We start from the raw sequence: 13,960 nt of genomic DNA, 5'->3' as shown, positions 1-13,960 counted from the left end.
ATACTCCTTTATGTTGTAATTAAAACACCTTGTGTTGTATAAACCCCATCTACACTATCTCCTATATTTAAGAATTGGAGTGTGTAATTGGTTTCTTTGAACATGTCATGAATCCACTTCTCAAATTCATTTTTATTCATTTCCCATTTATGATCACTATGTCTGAATTCATTCAGTGCATAATATTGATTAAAATCGTAGTTTGGAGTAGTAATGATAAATTTATCAAACTTGACATTTTCATAAACAGATTTTACTAGCAGCTCTGCCTCTGGTACATCCATGTGTTCAATTACTTCTGTTAAAAGTACATCCACTACTTCTCCACTGTACGATTCCAAGTATGTATGAAGAGATGGAAATGTAATTAGGTTTTCAATATTTCGTTTTTTTGCTTTTATATCCACTTCTCTAATAAGTTCTTCGTTTATATCAATTGCATAATAAAAATTGTCTTCTATTTTCCCTGAGAATGGCAAAGCATAAAAACCTTCTCCACAACCAATATCAAGAATTGATTTATCAAAGGATATACCCTTTTCAATAAATTGTTTACGTTGTATCGCTGTATTGCCAAAAACAAAGTTAATTGCATATTTATCTGTTTGTTCAAGTTCTTTCTTAAATTTATAAAAAATTTCCTTATTTATTAAAACGTTTCTTGCAAATAAATACCTGATGTAATATGGAGCATCAATTATATTCATGCTTTTAAGGTACTTTTCAACTAAACTATCACTTACTCCCAGATACTCCTTACCAAGCATAGCTAAAAATAAAAATAAGACATTCGCAAAATTCACCAATTTATATATACTTCTATTTGATTTAATTGTCATCTTATAGCTTTTGTGTGTATGTTGCTCTATTTCAATGTGAAAGTCCGTAAAGTGCTTATTAAAAAAATCAATATAGCGAGGATATTTAATATGTATCATATTAACGAAAAATGAATTCTCATATCCATCTTTGTCCTTTTCGTTTTTATTTTTAAACGTGGCAGACAAAAACTCCGCAATTGCATTTAATGGAAGCAGAGGTGTGTTATACCTGGAGACATTTAAATACTCAAAAGTCTCATCCCTATGCTGCTTATAGGAGATATCGGTGTCTGCATCTTTGAAATAAATATTATATGTATCTGTACCGTGATACCATCCGTATGCTATCCCTTTTCTAATCGAACGTAACTGCATTCCAGATGCAGGATTTTTTTTAATAATGAATGAAAAATCCGGGTTACTAGATTTTATCTGTATAATAGCCATTTTCCTCTCCTTCTACTTCCCAATGTTATTTACACCCAATTTGTATTATACATAGAAAAAATGTTTATATTATCCATTTAATTTTACCACGCAAAATGTTTACACGATATAAGGACATATCATCCATTATAAAATTATATTTTTGTTTAAATCAGCGAGCATAGGTAAGACATTCGTTGGAATAGGTCAGATAAAGAAAACTGATAAAGCGTCTTCTATTGGGTCATATTGCTCCTCCTGCTCCTCTATTCCTTCAAACCAAATTATGGATTCCTCTTTATAAAATCTCCATTATTGAAATTTAACAGCTTATACATGCACACCCCCGTTCAAAAAAATTGAACGGGGTTACAAAATAGTCGCCCAATACTTTTATCACCTTTTTCATCTTTCAGCATGAAAATACCTATATACATCTGATTTGATAAATCGACAAATTCTTGTGGTAAGAGGTAAGAAAAGAAGGAAGGGCGATGGGCGGGAGTGGTCGGAAAAAAACACGTTTGCCTTTCTTCTGCTGGAGCGCAGGGCGCATCCAACCTCTTCTTTCTCTCACTCTCCCACCTCCAACCACGCTACCCTGTCAAACTATCAAGTAATTTATATAGACAAAGGCTTTAATTTTATTTATAATCATTTTAAATAAATAACAATTACTCGGAGGGTCAACATGTCGATTTATGATTTTACAGTAAAAAATATTCGCGGTGAAGAAGTAAAGCTTGAACAATATAAAAACAAAGTTGTCATGATTGTTAATACAGCAAGCAAATGCCGCTTTACAACCCAATACAGTGACTTGCAAAGCCTATATGAGCGTTATCATCCTAACGGATTCGAAGTCTTGGCATTTCCATGCAATCAATTCGCAGAACAAGAACCAGAGAGTAACGAGCAAATTCAGACGTTTTGTCAGCTTAATTATGCTATAAAATTTCCTATGTTCGAGAAAATAAATGTACGTGGCCTTCGGGCTCATCCTTTATTTACATACTTAACAGAACAAGCTCCATTTAAAGGTTTTGACTCTACCCATATAAGCGCAAAAATACTTCACACGTTTTTGCAAGAGAAATTCCCTGAATTACTCATTGGCGACTCCATTAAGTGGAACTTTACCAAGTTCTTAATCGACAGAAGCGGAAAAGTCATAAACAGATTCGAATCGCCTGTCGATCCGATAGATATAGAAACATCCATTGAAGCTCTGCTTTAAATTCTCGATTTGGTTGGAAACTGCCATCCGGGTAGCCGCTAATCAATCCAGTCTTAACAGCTAGGGATACATCAGCTTTGGCTCCATTAAAACTATCTACTTCACAAAAAAATAACCCACCTGTCCGGTTATAAAACCAGATAGATGGGCTATTTTTACACAATTTGTTCCGCCAATAAATGGCCGTTCACTAAACAGCAAATTTATTGTACCATGCAATCTTCTCCTATACAAAGAGAATTTTTATAATTTAAAATTGAATGGGATATTCTTTATCGAAATTAATTATATACATCTGATTTGATAAATTGACAAGCTTTTATGGTGGGAAGTAAGAAGGAAGGGCGGTGGGCGGGAGCGGTCGGAAAAAAACACGCTGGCTTTTCTTCTGCCGGATCGCGAGGCGCATCCACCCTCTTCTTTTTTCCGAATCTCCTACCTCCAACCACACTCCCCTGTCAAAATATCAAGTCTAATTTATTATAGATAGAAAAAATAAAAAGCTTCTCTGTTATTGCTATATCGATAATTATCGATATAATAAATATGCGGCCCAAAATGCCGTTTTTATAACTTCAAATTTATTGCAGAAGCACGAAACTTTAGCGCTTATCCAAAGGATTTGGGGGAAAATAAATAGAACTCCCCTGAAGATTGCCTCAGGAATGTATAGGAGTGCGCTTAATCAGCACTTGATAGTTAACATGTTGTCAGAACATCGTTATAGAGCAGGAGGATGAGAGCATGCCTGAAGAAAATCCCTTGAACCAAAGCCAAAAACAGCTTAACGATATCCCATTATCCGTTCTAGACCTTGCTCCAATCGTGACTGGCGGTACGCCCAGTGACTCTTTTCGAAATACACTAGATCTTGCACGTCACGCCGAGAAGTGGGGCTTCAATCGTTATTGGTTGGCTGAACACCATAATATGCCTGGTATCGCCAGTTCGGCAACATCCGTAGTCATCGGTTATGTAGCAGCCGGAACTTCAAAAATCCGTGTAGGCTCTGGTGGTATCATGCTGCCCAATCATGCCCCCCTGGTTATTGCCGAACAATTCGGTACGTTAGAATCACTGTATCCGGGGCGAATCGATCTCGGTCTGGGTCGTGCACCAGGCACAGATCAGACTACGATGCGTGCTCTGCGCCGCGACAGTAGAAGTGATGGACAGGACTTTCCCGAGCAATTAGACGAATTGCGTTCCTATCTGAACCCATCCTCATCAGCCGGTATGCGTGTACGCGCCATTCCTGGTGAGGGGCTGAACATTCCAATCTGGCTATTAGGTTCAAGCGGCTTTAGCGCCCGGTTAGCCGGTCAACTCGGTCTGCCTTTTTCCTTTGCTAGCCATTTCTCTCCAGATAATACATTACCGGCACTTGAAGTATACCGAAGCAATTTTCGCCCGTCAGAGGTGCTTGATGAACCGTATGTAATGGTTGGGGTCAATGTGATTGCAGCAGATACAGACGAAGAAGCCTGTTGGTTGGCTACCTCGATGGAGCAACAGTTCCTGAATTTAGTGCGGAATCGTCCCAGCCCGTTGAATCCGCCGGTGAAAAATATGGACGAGCTCTGGAATCCATTTGAGAAAGCGACCATCCAACAGCAGCTGCGCACTTCGATTGTAGGCAGTCCAAAAGTTGTTAAAGAGAAGCTACAGGCGTTTCTTGATAGTACGCAAGCTGATGAACTTATCATTAATTCTCAGGTTTATGATCATAAGGCACGCCTTCGTTCCTATGAAATTCTATCCGGTTTAAAGTAAATCCCTGAATACAGACGCTTGTTTGCTGTTTTCCCCTAATGGTAAGATGATAACTAACCAGGGAAAACAGGGGAAATTTTCAAATGACGACCAAAAAGAATAGTACACGAAACGATAGCGACATACGTCCAATTATCACAAGAAAAAACACACAGAAAAAAAACAGTACATCGGCTCCTTCTCGCTCAAAAAACTTTCCGCAAACCCACACTAAACGTGCAGCTTCTCGTCCATTACGCTGCCCTTCCTGTGGGGGAGCAAAAATTGTCGGAACGATTAGGGGCTATCGTTTTACTTATTTCTTTCTTTTTGTGTTCATTTTTTTGGTGCTTCCATTGGCAGGACTAAGTCTTATTCTTGCCAGTTCTTATTCTACTCCATTTTTATTATCACCTGAGTTTATACGCTCGATGAAATTGTTTGCTATTTTCTTAGCAACTTTAGTCATTCCGACCGGTCTTGCTACAGGATTAATTGGCCGTAGAAAGGTCATAAATACTTGTATGAAGTGTGGCCATAAATGGAAGCCTTCCGGAAAAGGGAAATAGCCGGAACAAAAAAGCGCCGATTCATAAGCAACCGACGCTTTTTTGCTCTTAATGATCTATCTGCTCCAAAGCAGCATCCAACTTACCTGCCGCTTTCACTCGAATTCGCGTTGCATTACCAGGTAGATAAGCAAGCGGTACATCTTCTATATCTACAATCTCCACTGTATCCGGATCGGCTCCTGCTGCCACCGCCTCACTAACGGCGATTTCTTTTGCCAGATCAAGCGTTTTCTCCCTTCCCAGCTCATCCAGAGAAAATACGCGCTCCACCTGACCACTGATTTGGGCAATGGCTGCACCGATGGCATTCGCTACACCGAAATGATCAGGACGGATTACTTGTGAGGCACCTGTCATTTTATCTGGTAACAGTATGCTGCCACCGCCGACCAAAATAACCGGTACAGATTCAGCACTTGTTTTCATTTTATCAATAGCTGCTTCAACCATTTCTACCATTCGCTCATAAATACACTCCAACAGTGGACGGTCAATGTGCGATACTTTTGAAGGGTCACCTAATTGCGCCTTTCCAAGTGCTACCACAATATCAGTGGCAGTCAATGTATCGCCACCGAACACCAACCCTTTCTCCGGGAGACGATATCCTACACTGTCGGGACCAATCGTAAAGGAGCCGTCTTCCTGCAAGCGTACAATCGTTCCTCCACCTAAGCCAATGGAAACGAGATCAGGCATCCGAAAATTGGTACGTGCTCCACCGATCTCAACAGCGAGTGATGACTCCCGTGGGAATCCATTAATTAGCACACCGATATCCGTAGTCGTTCCACCAACATCTACGACAAGAGCATTGGACAATCCGGCCAGATAGGAGGCTCCCCGAATACTGTTTGTAGGGCCGCAAGCGACTGTAAGAATAGGGTACTTTACTGCATATTCCACACTCATCAATGTTCCATCGTTTTGGCCAAAGAAGACTTTTGCATGAATGCCTTCTTCCTCAAGGGCGCGAATGAATCCATTGGCTGTCGTTTTTGCCACATTCACGACGGCTGCATTCAAAATCGTAGCGTTTTCCCTCTCAAGCAAGCCAACACTTCCAATCTCATGAGACAAGGAAAGTGCTACCTCTTCGCCTAGTACATCTTGTATAATTTCCGCCGCTCTTAACTCATGTTCTTTCGATACAGGAGAAAACACGGAGGTAAGGGCAATAGAATCAACCTGTCCCTTCATTTCCTGCGCAATACGGATTAATTCTTCTTCATCTAACGGCACGATTTCTCTACCGTCAAACTCATGCCCACCCCGAAGAATATAGACGTGTTTCCCTAATTGCTTTCGTAGATCATCGGGTACTCCGATTAAAGGTTTTACCGATAATGTAGCGGGCGCTCCAATTCGAATAATCGCAATCTTGTTCAGACGCTTCCGTTCCACAATGGCGTTTGTGCAATGCGTCGTACCCAGCATAGCAAAACGAATGTGCTCACGCGGAACACCAGATTTCGCGAGCACCTCTCTCATGGATCGGTAAATCCCAGAACTGACATCTTCTGTCGTTGCGCATTTAGTTTCAGCAATCACCTTATAGTCTTTATCTAAAATAACGGCATCTGTATGTGTCCCGCCAACGTCGATTCCGATTCGGTAACTCATCCTAGCAACGCTCCTTTCTTCGCTAACTTTTCTACAGGGACGTATTCTACATCGTAACCAAAATACCCTGGCCCGCATGTCTCAATCCCTTTTGGTGTTCGCCATTTCGGATGGCAAGGAATTCCTATAACAACAGCTCGTGCACCATACCGCAGACCTTCGGTTGTGATGGGCAAACCGGTCTCCTCATCGAGTACAGCAATCAAGTCAGGTGTAACACACAGCAATCGTTGTTCAGTCGTAGCAATTAAGTGCTCATTTTGGAACCGTAGCTGCAACTTCTCTCCCTTATTGTTACCAAGCCCTTCGAACGTTGCCGTTCCACGCGCAAATCCGGTTTCTGTTTTACGGTGAATATCCACCACTTTTCCGTTAAATAACTCAAAGCCTTTCGTAAGCTTCAAGACTTCCTGGATTGGATTCACATTTTGTTCTTTGGCAAGGCGAATGGTACGTCCAATCCCCTCTTCTAATTGTAGAATGTTACGAATGCCACTCTCTTTTAAATTACGGCCGTTCATGGGATAAATAGCGAACATAACAGAACCGCCCATCTGAATGGTCGCTGCACGCGCAATCCGCTCGGCCCATACATTATCGATAGTGTTTAAGAGGTTCACATTCCCTTTTTCGTCAGCGATGACCATGGGCGAAGCAGAGATCCCATCTAAATAGAACGTTACCATCTGCAATTCAGGAAATGCCCGGCCCATACCGTCTACATCTATCACCGGCAAGCCAAGCTGAGCAGCCAGGGCGAGGGGCAGCATGGAATTAACACCGCCTGCTTCAATCGGATAGGTAGCAAATATTTCTTTCCCCATGTATGCTTCCAGGGTTTTGAAGGCTGCTTTTGCTTCCTGACCGCTCGGTGCCTTTTCAACCATGACGGTTGGCGCACCCATCATGCCAGACGATACAACGAGCGCATCTTCCGGCACCTCATCAATGGATAAAAGGCGAATGGGGCCGAATTCTTCAATTGTCTGTAACGCCATAAGCTTTCCAATGTACGGGTCGCCCCCTCCTCCGGTTCCAAGCAATGCCGCGCCTACCGCCATATCTTCAATTTCTTGTTTTCCTAACAGCCTCATCACTTTCACTCCTTATTAACCAATTTAACCTACGTTATTAGTGCGAATTATGTTATCATCCTGCTCTTTCGTATGCGTCGGCTTGAAAACTTTCATACCTGCATAGTAAACAATGCCGCTTACGAGAAGTGAATTTAAGGATGGAATACCGATGTCAAACAAATATCCAGCTGTAAAGCCAAGCGCCCAGGCAATGAGCGTAATCGGATTTATATTCTCACAGCTATCGGGTAGCTCTCCTCGCTTCCGGCTTTCGTCCAGTACATTCCGGCTCCGTTTGAGCACAAAATAATCTACTACCATAATCCCGGCAATCGGCGGAATCCATACGCCAAGCAGTGTGAGAAAACTGACGAATTGGTCCAGTATACCCATGATAGATAACAGCGTACCAATTGTTCCGATGACAAGGGTGACCCATCCGCGATTCATTTTTATTCGGAACATGGAATCCAGTAGATTCGTAATGCCTAGTGAAGATGAGTACAAGTTTATATCATTGATTTTAACCGTAGCAAAAATGACAACCGCAGCACCAAGCCATCCCGCCGTCTGTACAATGATGTCCACTACATCTGAGCTTTTCACAGCGTGCGCCATCAGAACAGCGATCATATTAACCCCAAGTTCACCGACAATCGTTCCGATAACCGTCATCCATAATACATCCTTGCCATTGCGACAGTATCGACTCATATCCGGAGTAATCACTGCCCCAACCATAAATCCCCCGGCTACCATCGTGGCGGCCATTCCCAGAGAAAGCGCTGGTCCCGGTGCTGGAGATGATATCAGCTCACTCACTGAATGATGACGAAGAACTTCATAAATACCGTATGCTACCACCACCAGAAATCCGGGAACAGCAATCTTAGCCGTCCAGCTAAGCCATTTAAAGCCGTAGATAACAATGACTGTGACCAGAAATCCTGTAAGAGCGGCAGCAAGTGGAAAGCCAAGCACTCCACCTAACGCTTCATCCAACCCTTTAGCGAAAACAGAATTCTGGACTCCGAACCAGCCGATCAAGCTAATCGCAACTACCGCACCGATAATGCTTGACCCGTACTTTCCAAACCCTGTCCAGCGAGCCAGTAAGCTTGTGGACATCCCTTCCCGTGCACCTGCAATGCCAAGAAACAAACTTACAACCTCTAAGATGACGCTGCCAAGCATCGTAGCCCAGAATGCCTGCCAAAAGGTCATGCCATAGCCCAATGCCGCACCAAGCATAAATTGTGAGAGCGCCGTCAAAGCTCCAATCCGAACGAGCAACACTTCCCACATAGGAAGTCTTGCGTGTGTCGGAACCCTGGTTAAGGAAAAATCATCTGCCATATTGGATTGTCCTGCCAATTGCATTGCCCCCTTTATTGCGTATTCATTTGTTCTTTGTCTATGCGACTCTGTTCTATGCAAAATTGCCGAACGCTCGAACTTGAATGCGCAGCGCCTGACTGGACACGTACGCAAGCGGAGACGCCTTTACACTTTGTATAGTGATAGACCCCGGTTCAGCACCTGCCAGTATCGCTTCTTTGACCGCCTCTGCTACTGTCTTTTCAATGACTTGTGTTTTGCTTACACCTTCGGAAAGCCAGTACATGCGCTCTACCCATCCTCCTATCGGTGCCATGCATGCTCCAATGGCGCTTGCGTACGAAAAATATTCTGGTTGAATCACCTCAGCCCAGGGATCATGAAAACATCCGGCAATTTCATTACATTCATTGCCTACGAATACAATCGGCAGCGGCTCATAGGGTGGCTGAAACCGCTGGGTAGCTTGATAAACACGTTCTAATACCTCATCAGGAGTACCATGTATACGGTTATCAATCGTTACGACCTCAGGAATATGGACATGCATATACATTCCTGCGATGTCTTTTTTGGACCATCGTAACTTAGGAACACCTTCTTCAACCATTCCAATGTACAGCTTTTTATTCTCAGCAATGACGACAATGCACTCCTCCCGGTCCGCCAACAGGGAAGCACCACGCAGGCTGTTTGCAATTCTTGAGCGCAATGTACGGATGGGGTAAGAAATGGCCCGTTCATACGCCATCAAGAATCCATCATTTTGGCTTAGAAAAATCCCAGCATGAATACCATATTGTCGAAGAGTCTGTTTTACATTTTGAAAGAGGGAGGGAGTGACAGAGGAAAGTGCAGCATTTAGAATAGCAGCATTCTCCCGCTCCATAAGTCCAATGCTACCAAACTCGTAAGATAGCGTAATTGTTCGTTCTCCTCCAAACCTCTTTCGAATCCACTGTGCTACTATTTGTTCTTGTTCAGAATTTACCGGGGAAAAAGCAGAAGTAACCGCAAACGCCGCATGTACAGGTAGCACGGCATGGGCCATTTTCTCATTCCACTCATCCGTCATAAGAGCCTGCATTGGATTTCCATCTACATGATGCCCGCCGGAAAGTTCTACACATGTCAACTGTAAGGTTTCTCTCAATGTGTCTGTTGCTTCATAAAAAGGGGGAATACTATCTCGTGAGGAACCGATTCGGATGGCACATACATGCACATCCTCGCTTTCCCGCAATCCTTCTTCATACTCACTTGATGCGCTAATGATTACTTGTTGAATGTTAGATAGGCAAATACCTTGCAGTTTCATCTCCTCAAGCATCTCTTCCATTCCAGAAAGCGAATGCTCTGTAACCGGACGCGTATTAACATAAAACATACGCATTTCTTCATCCATAACCACACAATCGATACGTTGCCTCCCAACATCAATCCCAAGCCGCAGCATGGTCCACTCCTCTTTTTTCACCTGCTTGTTTATACAAGGATTCTATAGGAAGAAAAGAAAATGAGTGACCGTATGTCTCAGGTCCCACAACCTCTAGCATCTTCGAGGTTCGCACTAAAGGGGGAGAAGGTATTCCAAGCACCCATACGTTACGATTTTTCTCCAATTCTTCTATTTGTATAGGGTGACCCGTATCCGCATCCAACACACAAATTAAATCAGGCGACATCACACGTACGTTCTCTTCTTGTTTGCATAATACGTATTCATTATGAAACAAAATTTCCCATTGCTCAGCTGTATGTTCCCCACGACCTTCTAAGAAAAACGAACCGCTGAGCTGTCCTTTTTTCATATCGCAGGATAATTCAACGATTTTTCCTTTTGTCACCAGATGTGGTATGCCGTAGACGGAATTACTTAGTTCCTCCATAAGCACCTGAACGACTTGATGAATATCTTCCTGTGCCTCTTTAACCCCTCTTCCAAGGCGCCAGGCAAGTGAAAATGTGTGATAGATGGACGCTTCCCGTATGTGTTCTGTCTTCATCGCATAACAAGCAATCGCAGCCCAGCCTCCCATGTTCATTACCGATGCTCGTGCAATTCTTTCTGTCTCTTCATTGCTATAGCTTCGAATCCAGATGCTTTTTCTGTTCTCATCCATCATAACAAGTGGAACAAGAGGAATATCGAACGCATGATATGTCGTCATATGAATCCCTGTAAATGCTCTTCCCATTCCATCACAATCCATAACAGGAAGACGTGCCAATGCAGCGGTAAGGATCGGGGTAAGCACGTTAATACCAGCGATTTCAATTCCTGCCACAGCTGCTGCTCGAATTCCTTTTTCTTTTTCTACTGCCTGTAACACTTCAAGCAATTCCCATCCTGTTGGTATCTTTTCATTCATGATCGTCGTAGATCCCATAATTCCAACCGGGATGATCCATTCCCCTTCTTTTACTTCAAACGGGTGTTGCAACTGCACCGGTCCGTATTCACGTATCGCTCGCTTGGTCAGCAGTTCCAGCACATTACTGCTACCACCTCCTCCGGCTCCAAGATATCTTGCCCCATAAGCAAATTGAGGAACATCATGTTCAGTAATTGTCTGTTTCATTATTTCATCCCTCGTTACTCTTATTTTTTGCAAATAGTATGCCAATAAAAATAATAGAAAATAAAAAGAATTTTACCCTCACAAGTCGATAATTGAATATTCAAGCTGAAAAAAATAGCTTTTTTCAGGAAAATAAAGCAAATTCATAATCGAAACAAATCATATGACAATATTTATTCTCACTTTTTATCTGTTTTTCTCTCTTTTTCTTTTTTATTCTCATTTTGAGAATTTTTTCTCGTAACGAAGCTTTTGTAGACGTCGATATAATGTGGAGAGGCTAATGCCGAGAGAAGCCGCTGCTTTTTTCTTTCCTTCTGTGCTTTTTTCAAACCGTTGCAGTGCTTGCAAGATTAATTCGGTCTCCTTTTCATTAATCGTTGAGATTTCATACGGTTTATCATGAGCAGTTTCCGTAGGTGGCTTTTTCGTTAATTCTGGCATAGCCTCTTCATCTATTTTTCTAAGGGAGGAAGGTAGACTCGTTACCGTAATCAATTCGCCAATTTCTAAATTCATAATGTACTCTACTACATTTTCTAATTCTCGGATGTTTCCTGGCCAATGATAATCATACAAACGTTTTAACGCTTGGGAAGAAAGACGTTTTTGTTCTTTTCCCAGCCGTGTACTACATTTTTTCATAAAATAATGAATCAAGTCATACAAATCTTCCTTTCTGTTTCGTAGCGGCGGCACATATAAAGGTATGACATTCAAACGAAAATATAAATCTTCACGAAACCGGCCATCGGCAATCATCGCTTCCAAATTTTTATGCGTAGCAGCAATCACACGAACATCAATCGGAATCGTGTCCGTACCTCCGATCCGTTCGATTCTTCTTTCTTGCAAGACACGCAATAGCTTTGCTTGAAGAAAAAGCGGCATGTCTCCAATTTCATCAAGAAATAATGTTCCTCCGCGAGCCATCTCAAATCGGCCTTCTTTTCCTCCTTTTTTAGCTCCTGTGAAAGATCCCTCTTCATATCCAAATAACTCGCTTTCAAGCAGCGACTCGGGAATGGCTGCACAGTTCAGTGCTACAAACGGACCGTCTTTTCGTGTGCTAGTAGCATGAATCGCTTGTGCGAATACTTCTTTCCCTGTACCGCTCTCTCCCCGGATAAGTATCGTAGAATCTGTAGGTGCAATATGTGCCGACTGACTTTTTAGAGAAGCGATGATATCACTGTTACCACGAATATCGCTAAATGTATAACGAACGGTATGCTTGCGAATTCTTTCTTTGTGTTCCGCATGTTGTGCTGAGGTGAATTGCAGCACAGCTCCTGCTACCTTCCTATACACAAAAAGCGGACGAATACGGCATTCATACATATGAAGGAAATTCGCAGCATCTTTAATGCGAACCGATATTTTTTGAGCAGGCTTGCCTTGTTCGATTAAAGCTTCAATTTCTTCTCCTTCTACTACATCTCGAATATGTTTGTTTGTTAGTGTAATTTGCGAGCGCTTCCATACGCTTTCCGCTACTGCGTTTGCATGTAGAATGTTACCGGATGCATCTGTTACCACAACAGGCACTGGAACCATGGATAGTAGTACCTCAACCTCTTGTAGCAACCTTTTCTTTTCTTCATCCAATTTTTCCGGCGGTTGCATTCTTTCTCCTCCTTATTATCTTTTCTTCATTAAGCCATTTAACGTTTGTTATACAGTATAGCACATGAAATATTCAGAAAATTAAAGGTGATTAAAGCTAGATAAAGAGAAAAAGCATCTATCCTATAGAAAGGAGACAGATGCCTTTTCTCTTTATTATCTACTATGCGTATTTCTTGATATGGTCGATGCGTGGAAGCTTGCTTTTTTTGTCTCCCTTTGTATATACATCCGCTGCCGACTCAAAAATAACATGCAAGCGACTATTTACTCAATGGACCCTGCTTCTGCTCCTATAAATGCTACCTCTTTCGCTTCTTTACTCTTACGTTGACGAACAAATGCAAAATAATAAAGGGCACCTATATACATCTGATTTGATAAATCGACAAATGTTTATGGTGGGAGGTAAGAAAAGAAGAAAGGACGGTGGGCGGGAGCGGTCGGAAAAAGACACGTTTGCCTTTCTTCTGCTGGAGCGCAGGGTGGCCAGGTTAAAGACAACAAAGCTGCTAACAATGACCTCTTCAGCCAAACTGCCCGCAGAATCAAACCCTAACAGTACATATATAGACATAAGCATAGCCATCATAAAAATCGGCAGATAGCTTCCATCACCCGCCGTTCCCGCGGTTTCAAATATAATCATGAAAGGCTGGTGTATACCTACTGCCAGTAATACTACACAACGACTCCAATATTATTAATAAGAGGAGAAGGCAATCGCAAAGTTGGAAAAGAAATTGAGGTTTCGCTTTAATTCTTATTTGTATCCGAGGCTTGCCAAGTGTGCAGCATCGTTGTCGATATACTGATTGCGCTTACTCATGTAAAACTCTCCCTTCCATGAAGAAACCTGATGTTTTTAGAAAAAGGAGGCTAACAAAGCCTACTTCGTAGAGCCTCC

The 13,960-nt window shown here is 42.3% G+C and carries 14 protein-coding genes; 6 read left to right on the top strand and 8 right to left on the bottom strand.

Features of this window, described 5'->3' with window-relative positions; translation table 11 throughout:
* Nucleotides 1–8 precede the first annotated feature (8 nt).
* Complete coding sequence (locus tag AF333_RS14495) at nt 9–1,268, bottom strand: methyltransferase domain-containing protein (RefSeq protein WP_043064187.1); 1,260 nt, start codon at nt 1,266–1,268, stop codon at nt 9–11.
* A gap of 421 nt (nt 1,269–1,689) precedes the next feature.
* Between AF333_RS14495 and AF333_RS35305 the strand changes: the two genes are divergently transcribed.
* Together AF333_RS35305 and AF333_RS14490 are read left to right on the top strand one after the other, a co-directional pair.
* Nucleotides 1,690–1,914: a hypothetical protein gene (locus AF333_RS35305; protein ID WP_235496463.1), complete on the top strand. Its 225-nt coding sequence runs from the start codon at nt 1,690–1,692 to the stop codon at nt 1,912–1,914.
* Between the two features lie 24 nt (nt 1,915–1,938).
* The gene (locus AF333_RS14490) at nt 1,939–2,484 is read left to right on the top strand and encodes a glutathione peroxidase (RefSeq protein WP_043064186.1); all 546 of its coding nucleotides are present in this window, start codon (nt 1,939–1,941) and stop codon (nt 2,482–2,484) included.
* Here the strand turns inward: AF333_RS14490 and AF333_RS37440 are convergent.
* Nucleotides 2,417–2,647: an S-layer homology domain-containing protein gene (locus AF333_RS37440; protein ID WP_074714806.1), complete on the bottom strand. Its 231-nt coding sequence runs from the start codon at nt 2,645–2,647 to the stop codon at nt 2,417–2,419. The two genes, AF333_RS14490 and AF333_RS37440, sit on opposite strands and share 68 nt — an antisense overlap.
* A gap of 158 nt (nt 2,648–2,805) precedes the next feature.
* On the opposite strand from AF333_RS37440, the gene AF333_RS35300 reads away from it, so the two are divergent.
* The 3 genes from AF333_RS35300 (at nt 2,806) to AF333_RS14480 (ending at nt 4,805) form a co-directional block, all read left to right on the top strand.
* Nucleotides 2,806–2,970 (top strand): hypothetical protein, encoded by a 165-nt coding sequence (locus AF333_RS35300; protein WP_235496462.1) that lies wholly within the window; start codon nt 2,806–2,808, stop codon nt 2,968–2,970.
* A 258-nt stretch (nt 2,971–3,228) separates the two neighbouring features.
* Nucleotides 3,229–4,257, top strand: coding sequence for an LLM class flavin-dependent oxidoreductase (locus tag AF333_RS14485; RefSeq protein WP_043064185.1), 1,029 nt, complete (start codon nt 3,229–3,231; stop codon nt 4,255–4,257).
* 83 nt (nt 4,258–4,340) lie between these two features.
* On the top strand, nt 4,341–4,805 hold the full coding sequence (locus tag AF333_RS14480; RefSeq protein WP_043064184.1) for a hypothetical protein: 465 nt from the start codon (nt 4,341–4,343) through the stop codon (nt 4,803–4,805).
* A gap of 48 nt (nt 4,806–4,853) precedes the next feature.
* On the opposite strand, the gene AF333_RS14475 is transcribed toward AF333_RS14480, so the two are convergent.
* From AF333_RS14475 to AF333_RS14450, 6 genes are all read right to left on the bottom strand, one after another.
* Nucleotides 4,854–6,431, bottom strand: coding sequence for a hydantoinase/oxoprolinase N-terminal domain-containing protein (locus AF333_RS14475; protein ID WP_043064183.1), 1,578 nt, complete (start codon nt 6,429–6,431; stop codon nt 4,854–4,856).
* A complete protein-coding gene (locus tag AF333_RS14470; RefSeq protein WP_043064182.1) occupies nt 6,428–7,525 on the bottom strand; it encodes a DUF917 domain-containing protein in 1,098 nt (365 codons plus the stop codon). Before AF333_RS14470 ends, AF333_RS14475 begins: the two co-directional genes overlap by 4 nt.
* A 24-nt stretch (nt 7,526–7,549) precedes the next feature.
* A complete protein-coding gene (locus AF333_RS14465) occupies nt 7,550–8,863 on the bottom strand; it encodes a purine-cytosine permease family protein (protein ID WP_407638682.1) in 1,314 nt (437 codons plus the stop codon).
* Between the two features lie 73 nt (nt 8,864–8,936).
* Complete coding sequence (locus AF333_RS14460; protein WP_043064180.1) at nt 8,937–10,301, bottom strand: hydantoinase/oxoprolinase N-terminal domain-containing protein; 1,365 nt, start codon at nt 10,299–10,301, stop codon at nt 8,937–8,939.
* Complete coding sequence (locus tag AF333_RS14455; protein WP_043064179.1) at nt 10,282–11,427, bottom strand: DUF917 domain-containing protein; 1,146 nt, start codon at nt 11,425–11,427, stop codon at nt 10,282–10,284. Before AF333_RS14455 ends, AF333_RS14460 begins: the two co-directional genes overlap by 20 nt.
* A gap of 219 nt (nt 11,428–11,646) precedes the next feature.
* Nucleotides 11,647–13,053 carry a sigma-54 interaction domain-containing protein gene (locus AF333_RS14450; protein WP_043064178.1) on the bottom strand — a complete coding sequence of 469 codons (1,407 nt, stop codon included), beginning with the start codon at nt 13,051–13,053 and terminating at the stop codon, nt 11,647–11,649.
* 377 nt (nt 13,054–13,430) lie between these two features.
* Between AF333_RS14450 and AF333_RS35295 the strand changes: the two genes are divergently transcribed.
* Entirely contained in the window at nt 13,431–13,661 is a 231-nt protein-coding gene (locus AF333_RS35295) for a hypothetical protein (protein ID WP_235496461.1), read from the top strand.
* Nucleotides 13,662–13,960: the final 299 nt, after the last annotated feature.

The sequence above is a fragment of the Aneurinibacillus migulanus genome (assembly GCF_001274715.1).
Taxonomy (GTDB): domain Bacteria; phylum Bacillota; class Bacilli; order Aneurinibacillales; family Aneurinibacillaceae; genus Aneurinibacillus; species Aneurinibacillus migulanus.
The sequence above is the reverse complement of the archived record's forward strand: the minus strand, read 5'-3'. Positions and strand labels throughout refer to the sequence as shown.

Bases quoted from the DNA above. Each gene is read 5' to 3' on its own strand.
- AF333_RS35300 (WP_235496462.1), top strand. From the start codon at position 2,806: ATGGTGGGAAGTAAGAAGGAAGGGCGGTGGGCGGGAGCGGTCGGAAAA.
- AF333_RS14480 (WP_043064184.1), top strand. From the start codon at position 4,341: ATGACGACCAAAAAGAATAGTACACGAAACGATAGCGACATACGTCCA.
- AF333_RS14495 (WP_043064187.1), bottom strand. From the start codon at position 1,268: ATGGCTATTATACAGATAAAATCTAGTAACCCGGATTTTTCATTCATT.
- AF333_RS14470 (WP_043064182.1), bottom strand. From the start codon at position 7,525: ATGAGGCTGTTAGGAAAACAAGAAATTGAAGATATGGCGGTAGGCGCG.
- AF333_RS14450 (WP_043064178.1), bottom strand. From the start codon at position 13,053: ATGCAACCGCCGGAAAAATTGGATGAAGAAAAGAAAAGGTTGCTACAA.
- AF333_RS14455 (WP_043064179.1), bottom strand. From the start codon at position 11,427: ATGAAACAGACAATTACTGAACATGATGTTCCTCAATTTGCTTATGGG.
- AF333_RS14490 (WP_043064186.1), top strand. From the start codon at position 1,939: ATGTCGATTTATGATTTTACAGTAAAAAATATTCGCGGTGAAGAAGTA.
- AF333_RS14485 (WP_043064185.1), top strand. From the start codon at position 3,229: ATGCCTGAAGAAAATCCCTTGAACCAAAGCCAAAAACAGCTTAACGAT.
- AF333_RS14465 (WP_407638682.1), bottom strand. From the start codon at position 8,863: ATGGCAGATGATTTTTCCTTAACCAGGGTTCCGACACACGCAAGACTT.
- AF333_RS14460 (WP_043064180.1), bottom strand. From the start codon at position 10,301: ATGCTGCGGCTTGGGATTGATGTTGGGAGGCAACGTATCGATTGTGTG.
- AF333_RS14475 (WP_043064183.1), bottom strand. From the start codon at position 6,431: ATGAGTTACCGAATCGGAATCGACGTTGGCGGGACACATACAGATGCC.